This is a genomic window from Agrobacterium tumefaciens (assembly GCF_013318015.2).
In the GTDB taxonomy this organism is placed as follows: Bacteria; Pseudomonadota; Alphaproteobacteria; order Rhizobiales; family Rhizobiaceae; genus Agrobacterium; species Agrobacterium tumefaciens.
In genome coordinates, this window is record NZ_CP115841.1 from 2,128,000 (window position 1) to 2,143,641 (window position 15,642).

The 15,642-nt window shown below is 59.9% G+C and carries 12 protein-coding genes; 3 read left to right on the top strand and 9 right to left on the bottom strand.

Translation table 11 applies throughout. The features are described 5' to 3' along the window. Positions 1-23 precede the first annotated feature (23 nt). The 4 genes from G6L97_RS10555 to G6L97_RS10570 all read right to left on the bottom strand — a co-directional run bounded on the left by G6L97_RS10555 (position 24) and on the right by G6L97_RS10570 (position 5,535). Positions 24-1,085 (bottom strand): ABC transporter ATP-binding protein, encoded by a 1,062-nt coding sequence (locus G6L97_RS10555; RefSeq protein WP_003514159.1) that lies wholly within the window; start codon positions 1,083-1,085, stop codon positions 24-26. Further along, positions 1,082-3,313, bottom strand: a complete 2,232-nt coding sequence (locus G6L97_RS10560; protein ID WP_019565040.1) for an ABC transporter permease — start codon at positions 3,311-3,313, stop codon at positions 1,082-1,084. Before G6L97_RS10560 ends, G6L97_RS10555 begins: the two co-directional genes overlap by 4 nt. An 86-nt stretch (positions 3,314-3,399) precedes the next feature. Further along, positions 3,400-4,425 carry an ABC transporter substrate-binding protein gene (locus G6L97_RS10565; RefSeq protein ID WP_111783448.1) on the bottom strand — a complete coding sequence of 342 codons (1,026 nt, stop codon included), beginning with the start codon at positions 4,423-4,425 and terminating at the stop codon, positions 3,400-3,402. A gap of 117 nt (positions 4,426-4,542) precedes the next feature. Then, entirely contained in the window at positions 4,543-5,535 is a 993-nt protein-coding gene (locus G6L97_RS10570; protein ID WP_164876668.1) for an ABC transporter substrate-binding protein, read from the bottom strand. Positions 5,536-5,764: 229 nt separating this feature from the next. Here G6L97_RS10570 and G6L97_RS10575 point away from each other — a divergent pair, with 229 nt between their 5' ends. The 3 genes from G6L97_RS10575 to G6L97_RS10585 all read left to right on the top strand — a co-directional run bounded on the left by G6L97_RS10575 (position 5,765) and on the right by G6L97_RS10585 (position 10,483). Next, on the top strand, positions 5,765-6,505 hold the full coding sequence (locus G6L97_RS10575; protein WP_003514167.1) for a response regulator transcription factor: 741 nt from the start codon (positions 5,765-5,767) through the stop codon (positions 6,503-6,505). Then, positions 6,502-8,616: a sensor histidine kinase gene (locus G6L97_RS10580; protein ID WP_111783446.1), complete on the top strand. Its 2,115-nt coding sequence runs from the start codon at positions 6,502-6,504 to the stop codon at positions 8,614-8,616. Before G6L97_RS10575 ends, G6L97_RS10580 begins: the two co-directional genes overlap by 4 nt. A gap of 139 nt (positions 8,617-8,755) precedes the next feature. Then, positions 8,756-10,483 (top strand): chemotaxis protein, encoded by a 1,728-nt coding sequence (locus G6L97_RS10585; protein ID WP_111783445.1) that lies wholly within the window; start codon positions 8,756-8,758, stop codon positions 10,481-10,483. A gap of 58 nt (positions 10,484-10,541) precedes the next feature. On the opposite strand, the gene G6L97_RS10590 is transcribed toward G6L97_RS10585, so the two are convergent. The 5 genes from G6L97_RS10590 to G6L97_RS10610 form a co-directional block, all read right to left on the bottom strand. Then, a complete protein-coding gene (locus G6L97_RS10590; protein WP_111783444.1) occupies positions 10,542-11,243 on the bottom strand; it encodes a ParA family protein in 702 nt (233 codons plus the stop codon). Positions 11,244-11,360: 117 nt separating this feature from the next. Beyond that, a complete protein-coding gene (locus G6L97_RS10595) occupies positions 11,361-12,449 on the bottom strand; it encodes a protein-glutamate methylesterase/protein-glutamine glutaminase (RefSeq protein ID WP_003514176.1) in 1,089 nt (362 codons plus the stop codon). Between the two features lie 12 nt (positions 12,450-12,461). Then, on the bottom strand, positions 12,462-13,331 hold the full coding sequence (locus G6L97_RS10600) for a CheR family methyltransferase (protein WP_065658622.1): 870 nt from the start codon (positions 13,329-13,331) through the stop codon (positions 12,462-12,464). Beyond that, complete coding sequence (locus G6L97_RS10605; protein ID WP_003514179.1) at positions 13,328-13,822, bottom strand: chemotaxis protein CheW; 495 nt, start codon at positions 13,820-13,822, stop codon at positions 13,328-13,330. The genes G6L97_RS10600 and G6L97_RS10605 overlap by 4 nt, the downstream gene beginning before the upstream one ends. Before the next feature lie 2 nt (positions 13,823-13,824). Further along, positions 13,825-15,642: a methyl-accepting chemotaxis protein gene (locus G6L97_RS10610; RefSeq protein ID WP_013636812.1), complete on the bottom strand. Its 1,818-nt coding sequence runs from the start codon at positions 15,640-15,642 to the stop codon at positions 13,825-13,827.

Below are 15,642 nucleotides of genomic sequence, written 5' to 3' on the forward strand. Positions count from 1 at the left end.
GCCGCCGCGATACGCTTTGAAACTCAGGCCTGGATCAAGGCAATGCCACGGTTCTTGAACCCGAGTGTTACATCGCTTTCGGGCGGCAGGCTGGTCTCGACGGCATGGTCGATGATGAAGAGCGTGCCGATATCGGTCTCGACTTCATATTCGACGTGACCGCCGAGATAGGCACTGTGCAGCACCCGCCCGGCAAGTCCCTGCCCGCCCGATTGGGCGATGGAAATCGAACCCGGACGAACCGCAAGCTTTGCCGGGCCGGGTTTAGCGTTGCGTGCCGCAACACGATGATCGATCCCCCCAACGCGGATCAACGCATCGGCGCCCTCAAGGCTGACCACCTCGCAGCCGACGACATTCGCCTCGCCCATGAAGTCGGCGATGAAGGAAGAAGCCGGCGCCTCGTAGAGTTCCCGCGGCGCGCCTGACTGGGCGATCTCGCCTTCCTTCATCACGATGATCCGGTCGGAAACGGCCAGCGCCTCGTCCTGATCATGCGTCACATAAACGGCGGTAAAACCAAGCCGCTGCTGCAATTCCCGGATTTCGGTACGAACCCGGCGGCGAAGACGCGCATCGAGGTTGGAAAGGGGTTCATCGAGCAGCAGCACCTGCGGCTCCAGCACCAGAGCACGGGCAACCGCCACGCGCTGCTGCTGACCACCGGAAAGCTCGGCAGGCAGACGATGTCCCATGCCGGCCAGCCCCACGAGCTTCAGACCTTCCTCGGCCTTCTCCCGTGCTTCCGCCTTGCGCAGTCCGGAGGATTGCAGGCCATAAGCGACATTGTCGAGCGCCGTCATGTGGGGGAACAGGGCATAGGACTGGAAAACCATCGAGACATCGCGCTCATTGGCCGGCAGCATGGTCACATCCTTGTCGCCGATCAGAATGCGACCGGCCGTCGGATGTTCGAGCCCCGCCAGCATGCGCAGCGTCGTCGTCTTGCCGCAACCGGAGGGACCGAGAAGTGTCACCAGCGTGCCGGGTTCGATGGTGAGCGAAAGGTCGGGGATGGCGGTGAAGGCGCCAAATGTCTTGCGGACATTCTGAAAGGTGACGGAGCCGGGCTTTACGGAAATCATGCGGTTTTCTCCTGAGCGAGAGGAACGGAGGATGCGGACGGCAGTCCCGCGACGCGGTTTTCGCGGCGCAGGCGACGCTCGCCTACAATGAGCTGGAAGCCGGTGATAACAGTGATCATCACCACGATCAGCATGGAGGAATAGGCAATGGCGACACCGTATTCACCGTTTTCGACGAGACCGACGATATAGGAGGTCGCCATGTTGTACTGGGCGCTGACGAGGAAGATGACGGCGCTGATCGAGGTAATCGCTCGGACGAAGGAGTAGACCAGAGCCGCCGTGATCGCCGGGCGCAGCAGTGGCAGGATCACTTTCCTGATCGTGCGGAAACTGTCGGCGCGCAGCGTCAGCGAGGCCTCATCGAGGCTTTTGTCGAGTTGGCTCATTGCCGCAATGCCGCCGCGCACGCCGACCGGCATGTTGCGGAAGACGAAGCAGGCGATCAGGATCAGCGCCGATCCCGTCATTTCCACCGGCGGCAGGTTGAAGGCCATGATGTAGCTGACGCCGATGACCGTTCCGGGAATGGCAAAGCTCATCATCAGGGCAAATTCGAAGATGTTCCGACCGGCAAACTTCTGCCGCACGATGATATAGGCCGTCAGCAGACCGACGGCAGCGGTCAGCGGCGCCGACACCAGCGCGATCTCCATGGTGGTCCAGAACGAGTTCCAGGCAACACCGGTCCAGGCGATCGAGCCGTTGGAGAAGCTGACGGAGAACGCGCGGATGTAGTGGTCGAGCGTCAGCGAATTGTCCAGACCCCAGGTCTTCACGAAACCGCCGACGAGGATCATGCCGTACACGACGATGGTGAAGACCATCCACGGCACGACGACAGCGTGGACACCAATGGACAGGCCGCGTGGCAGCGCGATATGCGCGCCGCTGTCGCCCTTGCCGGTAACCGTGGCGAAGTTCTTGCCGGCCAGCCAGAAACGCTGGGCGAGGAAGGCCGAAAGCGTGAAGCACAGGAGGATAATGGCGAGAACAGCGGCGCGTGAAGGGTCGTTCTGCGAACCGACAACGGCAAAGAAGATTTCCGTCGACAGCACCCCATGCGTGCCACCAAGCACCAGCGGATTGCCGAAATCCGCCATGCTTTCGATGAAGCCGATGAGAAACGCATTGGCGAGACCCGGCTTCATCAACGGCAGCGACACGCGCCAGAAGGTGCGCCAGCGGTCGGCGCGAAGCGTTTGCGACGCCTCCTCCATCGACGGGCTGACACCTTCGACGACACCGATCAGCACCAGGAAGGATATCGGCGTGAAGGAGAGAACCTGCGCGATCCATATGCCGGTCATGCCGTAAAGCCAGCGGCCGGGTTCGATGCCGAAGAGATAGGAAAGCCATTCAGTGACGACACCGGCGCGGCCGAAGAGCAGCGTCAGGGCAAGACCGATGACGAAAGGCGGCGTTATGATCGGTAGAACCGTCAGAAGGCGCAGGCCCTTCTTGAACGGAAAACGGGTGCGGGTGGCGACCAGCGCGAAACCCAACCCAAGGACTGTGGAGCCGAAGGCGGTCATCAAGGCGAGGAAGAGCGTTCGCCAGGCAACGCCGCAGCGCTCTTCACCCGTGACACAGCCAAGGCTCCAGATGCCGGGATCCTGAATATTGCGGATGAAGCCATCGGCATTAAAGGAGCCATCGAAATCCTGAACGGATGCGATCAGCATGCTGCCGATCGGATAGAACACGAAAACGGTAACGAGGAAGGCCAGAATGGAAATCGAGCCGACGACAAAGGCATCGCCCTTCATCACGCCGCGTTCGGCAAGCCCGAAGGCAAAGAAAAGCACAAAGACCAGCGACATGACGACGGCGCCGGCGCCCATGGCGGGCTGGCCATCGGAAAGCACGCCGAACAGGTTTTCACTGACGCTCCATGTCCAGCCGGTAAAGCCGATCGCCAATCCCTGCAAAATCAGAACCACGAGACCGGCAGCACCAATCCACGCAAGCAGCTTGCCCCGCAACATCGGATCGCCAATCGGGCGGACAAGGCATCCGGCAAGGAAAAACAGGCCAGCACCGGCAAGCCAGGGTTTTCCATAAACCAATATTTGCAGCACACCGGGCGCATTGCTGGGGGAAGAAAGAAACTCAGACAGCCAGCGGAAGCTGAAGAAGCCGCCTTCAATGCGATACCAGGGAAGAAAAACCAGGGCAAAAGCCCCGAGCGCCAGGACAATGTTCAGCCTGCGATTGCCACGTGTCATGGCCGACCTCGCTTATTTCATGCCGATGAAAGAACGGCGGACATCCCGGCTTTCAAAAGCCGGGATGCCGATCGCCGGAGTTCAGATCAGTTTGCGACTGCACCGACCTCGCGGTCCCAGCGTTCCAGCAGCGCCTTGCGCTTGGCCGGGTCGCCATAGGTCTTGAAGTCGTAGTCGATGAGCTTGATGTCCTCGAACTTCGGCGCTTCCTTCGGCACTTCCGCGGTTTTGTTGGATGGAAGCTGGAAGGACTTGGCGTCCTTCATGCGTGACTGGACCTCTGGCTTCAGCGCCCAGTCATACCAGGTCTTGGCATTTTCGAGGTTGCGGGCACCCTTGATGATCGACATGGAGCCAATTTCGTAGCCGGTACCTTCGCAGGGCGCGATGGACTTGACGGGGAAACCTTCCGCTGTCTGCGCCACGGCATCATGCATGAAGACGATGCCGAGTGCCGTCTCGCCACGCGCTGCCGCCTTCACCGGCGCGGAGCCGGACTTGGTATATTGCGAGATGTTGGCGTTGAGCTTCTTCAGATAATCGATCGCCTGGTCTTCGCCCATGATCTGCACGAGCGAGGCAAGCGCCGTATAGGCTGTGCCCGAAGAGTTGGGATTGGCGATCTGGATTTCGCCCTTCAGTTCCGGTGCCAGCAGATCGGCCCAGCACTTCGGCTCCTTGTAACCCTTGGATTTGAAGATTTCGGTGTTGTAACCCCAGCCCAGCGCGCCGGCATAAACGCCGACGGTTCTGTAACCGGTGCTTTCCGCCTGTTTGACGGCCCAGTCCTGCAGCTGATCCAGCATCGGCGACTTGTATTCGAGCGTCAGGTTTTCGGAGGCCGCCTGCATGTGCGGATCGCCGGTGCCGGCCCACCAGATATCGGTCTTCGGGTTGCGGGCTTCCGCACGCACCTTGGCATAAGTTTCGCCGGAAGACAGGCGAACCATATTGACCTTGATGTCATACGACTTTTCGAAATCGCCCTTCATCTGTTCGCAGATGACGACATCGGCCGAGCATATCAGGTTAAGCTCGCCTGCCGCCTGCACCGATGTGGTGCCGAGTGCCGTACCGGCAAAAAGCAATGTGGAAAGTATCGTCAGTCGCATGGTTATCCTCCTGTAGCTTGCGTCTGAATGGTTCGGCAGTCCACAAACATGGCGCTGCCGTTCGTGGCATCTTGTGCTGCCACGCTGTCTGTATTTTCGGTCTTCGATTGCTGACCCCTACTGGCTCGGGTGAATTTCGTTGTCGAAGCGGCTTAACAATCGACTTCGCTCTTCGGGTTGGCCAAAGGTGGCGAAGTCGTAATCCACCATCTTGATCATCGATATATCGGGCGCCGTCAGCGGCAATGTCGCCCGGGGGTTGGATGGCACCTGGTTCTGCCCCGCCTTTGCACCGGTCGCCTGTCCTTCCGGGGTCAGCGCGAATTCAACGAAGGCCTGCGCCAGCGCATCGTTGTGGTTGCCCTTGACGATGCTGACCGCCCCGATCTCGTAACCGGTTCCCTCGCAAGGGGCGACGATCACCAGCGGAAAGCCTTCGATCTTCTGTGTCACGGCGTCATGCATGAAGGAAATCCCGATTAGAACCTCCCCCCGCGCCGCCGCCTTTACGGGCGCCGAGCCGACCTTGGTGTAACTCACCACATTCTGGTTAAGCTTGCCCATGAAACTGAAAGCCTCCTCCTCGCCAAAGAGCTGGACAAGCGTGGCAAGCATGGTGAAGGCCGTGCCCGAATAGTTCGGGTTGCCGGTCTGGATATGGCCGCGATAAATCTCCTTCGCCAGATCCTTCCAGCATGTCGGGGCCGGCAGATTGTTCTTGGCAAGCAGTTCCGAATTATAGGCAAAACCGAGCGCACCAGCATAGATTCCGGCCGATTTCGATCCCGACATCGCATTGAAATTCTGCGCCCATGGCAGCAGATCCTGCTGATGGGCGGGCTGATACTCTTCCAGAAGGCCTTCCGAACCCGCCTGCAAATGAGTGTCGCCGGTACCGCCCCACCAGACGTCGACAGTCGGATGGGCGCGTTCGGCACGAATCTGATCGAGGATTTCGCCGGTGCTCTTGCGAACCATCGAAATCTCGACCCCCATCCGCGCTTCGAAAGCCCGCTGCATGGTCACGCACCAAGCCTCGTCGACGCCGCACAGGACGTTCAACTTCGTCGCGGCCATGCCATGCCCTGCGCCGCACAGCCATAAGGCCATGCTCGCCGCAAGTGCGGTCAATGCTCTCAACTGAGCCTCCCTGCTTGGAACCTCCCCGTTCCAATCTCCGCCATTAGCATGTCACATCCTGACCGCACCGCAATCGAAGAATGGTTACCAATCTTTCCGAACAAGATTACAGATATTACAAATATGACAGGGCGGATAACCAGCTAGGCTTTGAAGATCGCGTCCGCCGCGCCTATGATGATGGCGGGAGGAATACGCAGTGCTTAATCAGAAGGTTCGCATTCTGATCGTCGAGGACGATCCGGATATGGCAGAGCTTATCTCGGACCTCGTCGAGGCCGAGGGCTGGCTGCCCACCTGCGCGCGCTCCGCCGAGGAAGCGGACGAGATATTGGCGAAGGACGTGATGCAGCTGGTGCTCGTAGACCACAACTTGCCCGGCACCTCCGGCCGCACCTTTGCCCAGAGACTACGCAGCAAGGTTGATATCGGCATCGTCATGGTAACGGCTGCCGGCAGCGCCGCCGACCGGGTTCTCGGCCTGGAAACAGCGGCCGACGATTATGTCGTCAAACCCTTCGAACCGATCGAACTCACGGCACGGATCAAGGCCGTTCTGCGCCGGACGATCCCCTCCTTGAAGCAGGAAAAGGACAGCGAGCGCGACCACGGCCGGGCAGCATTGCTCCTCAGCGACTGGGCGATTGATCTCAATGCCCGACAGGCGGTCTGCCTGACCGATCGCAGCCGAACGCTGACAAGTGCCGAATTCGCACTTCTGGAAATTCTGGCCGAAACGCCCAACCAGCCCGTCAGCCGCTCCCAGATCCTCGACAGACTGGGCTCGGAAAGCGACCGCTATATCGATAGAAACGTCGATGTGCTGGTGCTGCGGCTGAGGCGCAAGATCGAGCGAAACCCCGATCTGCCGCGTCACATCAAGACGCGGCGCGGCAGGGGTTATGTGCTCCACACCGACGAGGGCGAGCTTTCTCCGTGATCAGCCGCTCCTTCCTTTCCTCGATCGCCTTTCGCCTGCCCTTTGCGATCGTCTTCATCTGCATCCTCGTCTTCAGCCTATCCGCCATCGCCATCTACGGCCTGCAACGCGCCCGCGATGAAATGGCCGCCTACGGCCTGCAGGCCTTTTCCAGCCTTGCCAAGGCATCGCTGGTTTCGCGGCAGGTCTCCGACCTCGTCTCGAGCGCACCTTTCCTGATGAATGCCGCCTCGCCCTATCGCGTCTCCAGCGAAAGCCGGTCCGTGGTCCAGCAGGTCGATATCCTGCTGGAGATGACAGGGCCAGGCAACGGTGATCGGGTCGCCCGCGGCTTTGCCAACGAGCGCATCGTCGAACTCCTTGAATTGATCAGAACACAGACGCTGGATCTGGCAAAGGATGCCGATGCGGCGCAGGGCCACAAGGCGGAAGCGGCAGCCGCGCTTGGCGAAATTGCCACGGGTCGCGGCATCACCGATCCCGAACTGCGCCGGCGGATGAACGGCATCGTGCAGGCCGCATCCGCATCCGACAGCCTCTTCCAGCTTGGTGAACTGCGCCGCCGCTATGTTGCCGAAACCACCGCGCGCCAGGAAGGTTATCCCGGAGAGCGGCTCCCCGTGGCCGAGCTGCAACCCTATGAGCGGGTCTTTGAAGCGCAGAGCCGTTACCTCTTGGAAATGTTTGCGATCCGCGCCTCGGTATCGCGGCTTCACATTGTGTCGCGCGATCTGTCTCATGTCACCGAAACCCAGAGCGATGCGGTTGCCCGCAGCCTCAACGAGGACCTGATCTCGACCTCGGACGCTCTGAGCCGGCTATTGGTCATCGTCGCAGTCGCTTCGCTTCTGGTTCTGGTCATGGCAACATTCTCGATTCGATCAGTGATGCGTGTCTCACGCGGGATCGCGACGCTTTCCAACGGCATGAACGCGCTCGCCAAGGGTGAAAAGGATGTCGGCCCGCCATCCTACACCGGATCGGAGACGGAACTGATCCGCCTGCTCGATGCTTTCCGGGCTTTCCATGACAGCGTCGATCGTGTCTCCCGCCTGCGGCGCACGGCGGAAGCGGCGGCCCGAACCATCCGCTCGACCTTCCGCAACATGAATGAGGGAATAGCGCTGTTCGATCCGACCGGTCGGCCAATCACCATGAACCGCCGGATCATAGAACTTGTCGGTCGTTCCGGCTCGTCGCGTAAGCTGCCGCTTCGCCGTTTTGTCGAACCGATACCGGAGATCGATCCCGCACTGTTCCCTTTCGAGAGCGGCCGAGGCGAGTTGATGGACCGGGCAGTCGTGCGCCATCGCACTGGAGATCAACGAGTGATCGAAGTATCGATGTCACGCCAGCCGGATGGCGGTATCGTGCTGCTGGCGCGGGATGTAACTTCTCTCGATCGTCAGGAGGCGGAGGCCGCAAAAGCCCAGAGGCTTGATGGCATCATGCGCATGACCCATCAGGTCAGTCATGAAGTGGGCAACATGATCGGCATCATCACCGGCAGCCTCGGCCTGCTGGAGCGCGAAACTGGTTTCAACGATCGCCAGAAACGCCATATCGCCCGTATCCGCAAGGCGGCGGATCGCGGCCGTTCTCTGGCCAGCAGCATGCTGACCATCGGCAGCCAGCAGCCCATTCATCCGAGCTGCATCAACGTCGCAAACCTGCTGCGCGGCATGGCCGATATCCTTGAGATTGCAGTCGGCCCGAAATGCCGGATTGCGCTGGAGATTGACGAGGATCTTCCCTCGGTTGCGCTAGACCCTGCCCTCCTCGAGCAGTCCATCCTCAACCTTTGCCTGAATGCGGCAGCGGCCATGCCCGATGGTGGCCTGATCTCGATCAGCGCCGCTTCCGAGAAGGATACACTGTTGATCGCGGTCACCGACGAGGGGGTGGGCATGACGCCCGAGGCGGTGGACAAGGCCTTCGAGCCCTATTTCACCACCCGGCAGGAACACGGCGGGGCAGGCCTCGGCCTTGCAATGGTCTACGGCTTCGTCCGGCAGAGCGGCGGCGAGGCGCATATCAGCTCAATGCCGGGCGATGGCGCAAGGGTACAACTGACTTTTCCGGTAGGCGCGGACCACGTCCAGATTCGATAAGCCCCGAGAAGGCCTTCCAGGGGGAGAGGAATTCGTCAACCAATTGAGTTGTTAACTCCCGATCAACTCAGAATATTCACTGTCCGTTTCTTCCTGCTCTCTAGGATCACGCCATCCGAGTATGGGAAACAGTACCGTCGTGAAAAATCAACCAAAAGCTGAAGCCAGTGATCCGCAAGCGTACCTGACCGCGCGCCTTGCAACCGCACAGTCTCGTATCGAGAAGACCTTTCTCGAAGGCGGCTCCGTGCTCGTTTCAGTCATGGACATCCTGAACCAGCTCATCACCATATTGGACCGCATGACGGGTTCGATGGACGGCGATACCGCGGATGCGGCAATGGCCAACATGCAAAAGACCATTGAGGACATGGTCCGCCTGCCGGAAACCGAACAGTTGCGACAGGCCGCCTTCGTTGAAATGAGTTCCCTTTGCAAGTCTGCAAACGGCCATGTCGATGATATCCGCGAGACGATCCGTTACCTGAAAACCTTTGCGGTCACGGTAAAGATCACCGGCGCAGGCATCGCCGAATTTTCCTCCTTTGCCGAGGAAATCCGCGAACGCATCCATTTCGGCGGTACTGAAGTCGGCAAATTCGCGCAATATCTCGATCTCATGGACAAGCAGCTTGCCAGAGCGCGCGACGTCTCCTCCGCCATCGGCGCCGATTTCGAAGCAACGATCCCCGGCATCGTCGGAGGTTTGAAGACAAATTCCGGTCGCATCGGCGAACAGCATCGCGCCATGACGGCCATGGCTGCCAAGGTGAAATCCGTCGCGCAGGGCGTGCAGGGCAAGATAGCGGCAACGCTGTCCTCCCTCCAGATCGGCGACATCACCCGCCAACGTGTCGAACATGTGCAGACGACACTCGCCCTGTTCAGCGATTATCTGAATTCCGAAGAGGCGCAGGCGTTAAATTCCGCCGAAATGGACGCTCTTTACGACACCGTTTTCGAGATGGTCAGCGCCCAGATCGACGAGATGGCAACCACCTTCCAGCAGGATTGCCGCAAGATTTTTGCAGGCATCTCAAGTTTCGCCGACGATGCCGCAACCATTCTTTCACTGCGCGACACCTTGGTGGAAGATGCTGCCAATGATGGCGGCAGCGCGTTGCAGCTGCTTGAGAAGGACATAGCAAAGGCGTGCGATCTGGCCGGGCGCGTTCAGGAAGGCATGGCGGATGCCAATGCGGTCGTCGCTTCCGTTACCGGTACCGCACAGGACCTGTTGCACGGCATTGAAGTGCTGCGCTCGATCAAGACTGAAATCCATTATATGGCGCTGAACTCAAACCTGCGCTGCTCGAAACTGGGCGACGAAGGCCGGTCGGTCAATGTCGTCAGCGGCGAGCTGCGGGTCTTTGCCGACAAGCTGGAAAGCCCGGCGGATTCGATCGTTGCCGATCTCCACCGGATCGAAAGCGTCATTACAAATCTGAAGACGGCTGAGAACCGGAGCGCCGGTGACCTGCGGGAACCATTGAACGAAGCACTGGAAGCCATAAGCCACGCCAAGGGTCAGATGGAAACCGGTCTTCAGAATCTCGCCACGGAAGGTCAGGCCGTTTTCAGCCGCATCAGTGCAGCCGTGATCAAGCTCGATTTCGAAAGCGAACTCGGCGATGTCCTGAAAGAATGCCATCACGTGGCAAGCGGGCTGGCCGCCGGCGGCGCCGGAGACATTTCCGGCTTCGCAGAGAAAATCCAGCCGTTTTCGACACGCATCTACAAGATCTACACGATGGCGCAGGAGCGCGACGTGCATCTTCGCTACTTGCCGGTCGATTTTGCGCCCGGGCAGAAAGCACCCGCCGCCGTCGAAGATGACGACGATCTGTTTGCCGACGCGCTTTTCTAGAGCGTACCCGATCTAAACAGGATCGATGGGGCGCTTTTACTGCGCCGGGTTCCCGGCGTCAGGCCGCCTGCATCAGTTTGCCAGGGCTTTTCTTGCTGGAGGCCTCAAGGAGACGGAGAACCTCGGCGGCAAAAGCTTCGGCATTCTGCAGAGCTTTGTCGAGATTGCTGACATGGCTGGCTTTCATCATATGCAGGCATCCATCGAATTCGAACATATCGCGAAACGCAGAACGTTCGAAAATGGGCGTATCGAGAACACGTACATTCCTTTGCGCCAGCAGTTCCCGTGCGGCCAGAAGCGCGCGGGTCGTGACCAGCGGATTGACGCGGGTCAGCACGACGGAATGGTCGATCCGGATATTCGCCTTTTCATCGAGATAACGCAGCAGCTCCAGCACCTGCGCCCCGCCCTGCGCATCCATGGTGCTGCCCTGAACGGGTATCAGCACATGGTTGGAGAGACCGATCGCAGTCGCGAGCAGGGGCGATTGCGCACCGGGCAGGTCGATGATCACATGATCGAATGCACGGCGGCTGTCGATGACATGCTGCTGTAACGTAGCCGCCGTCACATAGGTGATGACTGAAAAATCGACACGCGCATCGGCCTTTTCACGCCAGCGGGAAATCCAGCGCTGTGGATCGGTATCGATGACGCAAACCCGTGATCCGCGCCGCGCCAGTTCGGACGCCAGGAGAAGAACCGCCGTGGTTTTCCCGGCGCCGCCCTTGGTATTCGCGAAGGTGATAACTGGCATGGCATGATCCGGAAAACTGGGCGGAGACGGTCATGCCTCGCGGAACGCACCTGTCGCATGGTGTTACCGCCATCATTGGCGAGTTTGGTTAATGCCGGGTAAAAAAGGGTCGCGCCATCAGCGGCGGCGGTCTTCGGCCTGAATTTCCAGCGCGATCCTGTCGAGTGGCAGAACCTTGTCGACACCGCCATGGGCGATCGCTTCCTTCGGCATGCCGAAGACAACAGAGGATGCTTCGTCCTGCGCCACCGTGAAGGCGCCGGCCTGATGCATTTCCAGCATGCCGCGTGCGCCATCATCACCCATGCCTGTCATGATGATGCCCATAGCGTTGGCACCGGCGGCACGCGCGGAAGAACGAAACAGAACGTCCACTGAAGGCCGGTGTCGCGAAACCAGTGGCCCGGTGCGGACCGAAACGCGATAACGTGCACCCTGCCGCTCCAGCAGCATATGTCTGTCGCCCGGCGCAATCAGCACATGGCCGCGCAGCACCGGATCGCCGTCCTCGGCCTCCTTGATCTCGACATCGCAGAGACTGTTCAGGCGTTTTGCAAATGCGGCGGTAAATTTTTCCGGCATATGCTGAACGATCACGATGCCGGGTGAATTGGCTGGCAGCTTCATCAGCATTGCGCGCAACGCTTCTGTGCCGCCGGTGGATGCACCGACACAGACCACCATTTCAGTAGTGCGTGCCATGGCCTTGCCCGAAGGCGGCGGCAGCACGGCATCGGCGGTCAGCTTGGCCTGCGGACCGCTTGCGGCAGCCGAACGCAGCACCGCCCGCGCATTGCCGACGCGGGCGTGCGCCGCACTTTTGACGACCTCGCAGATGCGCGTGGCCTGCTCCGCCAGATGATCCGCAGCGCCTATCCTCGGCTTCAGGATGATGTCGACCGCCCCCGCCTCCAGTGCCTGAAGCAGGGTTTCCGATCCGGCCTCGGTCAGCGACGAGCACATGACTACAGGGATCGGTTTCTGCGACATGATCTTGCGCAGGAAGGTGATGCCGTCCATGCGCGGCATTTCCACATCAAGCGTGATGACATCGGGAATTTCTTCCTGAATGCGCTTGGCCGCAACAAACGGATCGGCAGCGGCCCCGATCACCTCAATGCCGGGATCGCTTTCGAGAACCTCCGTCAGGGTCTGCCGGACGCTGGCGGAATCGTCGACGATAAGAACGCGGATTTTTTTCGACATGGCTCTCTGCCGCTATTGCTTCTTGAAAACGGTATTGGCGACCTGCCGCAGGGGCAGGTCGATACCGGTTATCGTTTCGGAATGACCGATGAAAAGGTAACCGCCCGGCACCAGGCGCTTGCACAATTGAGTCAGGACGTGCACCTGCGTTTTTTTATCAAAGTAGATGAGAACGTTACGGCAGAAGAGAAGGTGCACCGCATCGCCGATCTGGTAGGTCGGGTCCATGAGGTTGAGGCGGGCAAAACCGATCTTGGAACGCAGCCGCGGCACGATCCGAACCTCCCGTCGTCCGGCATCGACCGACCGCATGACATATTTGCGCATCATGTCGGCCGGAACCGGTTCGAGCAGTTCACGGGCATAGATACCGCTATGGGCTTTCCTGAGCACATCAGTGGAAAGGTCGGTCGCAAGGATGCTGAAATTGTTGATGACCTGTTTCTCGGCCGCTTCGGCCAGCACCATCGCCATGGTATAGGGTTCCGCACCCGTCGAACAGGCGGAACTCCAGGCGCGGATACGCCCATGGCCTTCACCCGCAAGTGCAGGCAAAGCGAATTTCTCCATGTAGTCGAAATGGTTCGGTTCACGGAAAAAATCCGTCTTGTTGGTCGTCACCACGTCAATCAGGTAGATCGCTTCCTCTTCCAGCCCGTCTTCGCGGAAGAGGAAATTGCAATATTGAGCGAAGGTGGCATGCCCCGTGGCGCGAAGGCGCTTGCGAAGACGCCCTTCCAGCATGGTGCGCTTGCTGTCCGGCATCTTTATGCCGCTGTAATTGTAGATGTATTCGGCGAGCAGCCGGAAATCCCGCTGACTCAGGCCATCATGCGCGGAGCTGGCAGCAATTGAGGCATCCACGGAAAGGGCTCTCCTCATGCCGCCTGAACCGGTGTGCCGCCCTGGCGGGCAATGGCGTTTTCTTCGTTCGAGAAAAGCTTTGCAAGATCGATGATGACGACGAAATCACCTTCCCGGCGAACCACACCTGCAATGTAGTCGGAGTTCCAGTGAACGCCGATATCGGGTGCCGTTTCCATCTGGTCGCGACGGAACGGCGTCACCTCGAACACCTTGTCCGCCACGAGACCTATCGCCAGCGTGCGGGATGGAAACGGAATATCCAGCACCAGCACGCGGGTATGGGGTGTCCGCACGCTGCGGCTCATTCCGAGCCGCAGCCGCAGATCGATGATGGGCACACCCTGCCCGCGCACATCTCTCAGACCCAGCAGATATTCAGGACTATGCGGAATCTTGAACGTGTCCTCATAGTCGAGGATTTCACGGACGACCGCGACGGATACCGCAAAGACCTCCTCACCGAGGCTGAATGTCACGAACTGGCCTTCTGAAGATGTGCTGGTCATGGTCAGGCGCTTTCGCGGAAATCCGCGTCGTCAGCATCGGGACCGCCCATGGACATATCCAGTGCGAAACCTTTGACGCGGGCTTGCTGGGCGCTGACGGTATTGCCCGTCTGCGGTTTGCGAACGGGGGCCGGCTTCATCGCCGGACGCGTCGCAGCAGGCTTTGCGGCAGGCCGATGTGCAGCCTGTGCGGGGCGCGACGAGACGCTTGAGGTATCCACCTTGAAGAAGGCGATACTGCTCTGCAACTCTTCGGCCTGCGCTGCCAGCTCTTCTGAAGTCGCCGACATTTCTTCCGAAGCGCCGGAGTTCTGCTGCGTCACCTTGTCAAGCTGCTGGATTGCCTCGTTGATCTGCGAGGCGCCGATATCCTGCTCACGGCAGGCGGCGGAGATTTCGGCGACCAGCTCGGCGGTCTTGCGAATGTCCGGCACCAGACGGTTCAGCATGTCGCCCGCTTCGGTTGCCACCTGCACGGTCTCGCCGGAAAGCGAGCTGATCTCGCTGGCAGCAGCCTGGCTGCGTTCGGCGAGCTTGCGCACTTCCGATGCCACGACAGCAAAACCCTTGCCGTGTTCCCCAGCGCGCGCCGCCTCAACGGCGGCGTTCAGCGCCAGAAGATCGGTCTGGCGGGCAATTTCCTGCACGATGGAAATCTTCTCGGCGATGGTGCGCATGGCGACCACAGCGCGGTTGACGGCTTCACCGCTGGCTTCGGCGTCCTTGGACGACTGACGCGCGATCTTTTCCGTTTGCGCGGCATTGTCGGCATTCTGCTTGATGTTGGCAGCCATCTCTTCCATCGAGGCCGAGGCCTCTTCGGCAGACGATGCCTGCTCGGTCGCGCCCTGGCTCAGCTGTTCGGAGCTGGCCGACAGTTCCTGGCTGCCGGAGGACACATTGTCGGAAGCGGAAAGCGCATCGGCGACAATGCCGCGCAGGCGCTCAACCATCCGTTCCAGCGCAAGGCCGAGAGTATCCCTGTCGGACAGGGGTTTCGGCATGACGGTAAGATCGCCATCCGCAATCCTGTCGGCAATGCCTGCGGTATTGCGCAGATTGCCCGTCATCGTGTTGATGCGCGCAACGAGATCCTTGATCTCGTCATTGGTCTTGATCTCGACATTCTGATCAAGATCGCCGATCGCAACCGCCTCCGCCACGGTCATGATCTTGCGCAATCCGCTGCTGATGCCGAGCGCGATCCAGAATGCTGTCGCGATGGCGATGAGTACGGCAACGACCGATGCACTGACCAGCAGGGTGCGGGTCTGCTCATAGTCATCAGCCGCCAATTGCTTCGATTCTTCAAGACGGTCGCGGTTCATCTTGACGCCCTCGCCCAGTTTCCCGGTCAGGGCATTGGCAGCGTCACGGCCCTTGCCGGACGAGTACGACGCGGCGAGCGACGTATTGCCCTGCGCAACCAGTTCCCGGACGTGATCATCACTGGCCTCGAAAGCCTTGGTGATGGCCTGCAGATCCGTCCAGAACGCACGCGTCTCGGCGCTGGCGGTGGCTGCCATATCATTCAGCATGGCCGTCAACTGGTCGCGACTTTCGTTACCTGCCGCCTTGAAAAGCTGGGTTTCCTCCGGCGAAGCAGCAAGGATGATATTCTTCTGCGACCGGACAGTTGCCAGCGCCAGTGCGTTCATCTGGTGAACCTTGTCGAGGCGCACGACAGTGCCATCGACCACATCGTCCATGGCATTCTTGGCGATACCGAGGCTGTAGATGCCGTAGCCGGCCGTTCCGGCAAGCATCAGGATCAGAAAGCCGAAGGCAACCGCCAGCTTCATCTTGATTGTAAATCGCAT

Excerpts from the sequence above, each read along its gene's own strand:
- G6L97_RS10555 (WP_003514159.1), bottom strand. The coding sequence starts at position 1,085 with ATGATTTCCGTAAAGCCCGGCTCCGTCACCTTTCAGAATGTCCGCAAG.
- G6L97_RS10560 (WP_019565040.1), bottom strand. The coding sequence starts at position 3,313 with ATGACACGTGGCAATCGCAGGCTGAACATTGTCCTGGCGCTCGGGGCT.
- G6L97_RS10565 (WP_111783448.1), bottom strand. The coding sequence starts at position 4,425 with ATGCGACTGACGATACTTTCCACATTGCTTTTTGCCGGTACGGCACTC.
- G6L97_RS10570 (WP_164876668.1), bottom strand. The coding sequence starts at position 5,535 with ATGGCCTTATGGCTGTGCGGCGCAGGGCATGGCATGGCCGCGACGAAG.
- G6L97_RS10590 (WP_111783444.1), bottom strand. The coding sequence starts at position 11,243 with ATGCCAGTTATCACCTTCGCGAATACCAAGGGCGGCGCCGGGAAAACC.
- G6L97_RS10595 (WP_003514176.1), bottom strand. The coding sequence starts at position 12,449 with ATGTCGAAAAAAATCCGCGTTCTTATCGTCGACGATTCCGCCAGCGTC.
- G6L97_RS10600 (WP_065658622.1), bottom strand. The coding sequence starts at position 13,331 with ATGAGGAGAGCCCTTTCCGTGGATGCCTCAATTGCTGCCAGCTCCGCG.
- G6L97_RS10605 (WP_003514179.1), bottom strand. The coding sequence starts at position 13,822 with ATGACCAGCACATCTTCAGAAGGCCAGTTCGTGACATTCAGCCTCGGT.
- G6L97_RS10610 (WP_013636812.1), bottom strand. The coding sequence starts at position 15,642 with ATGCGATTTACAATCAAGATGAAGCTGGCGGTTGCCTTCGGCTTTCTG.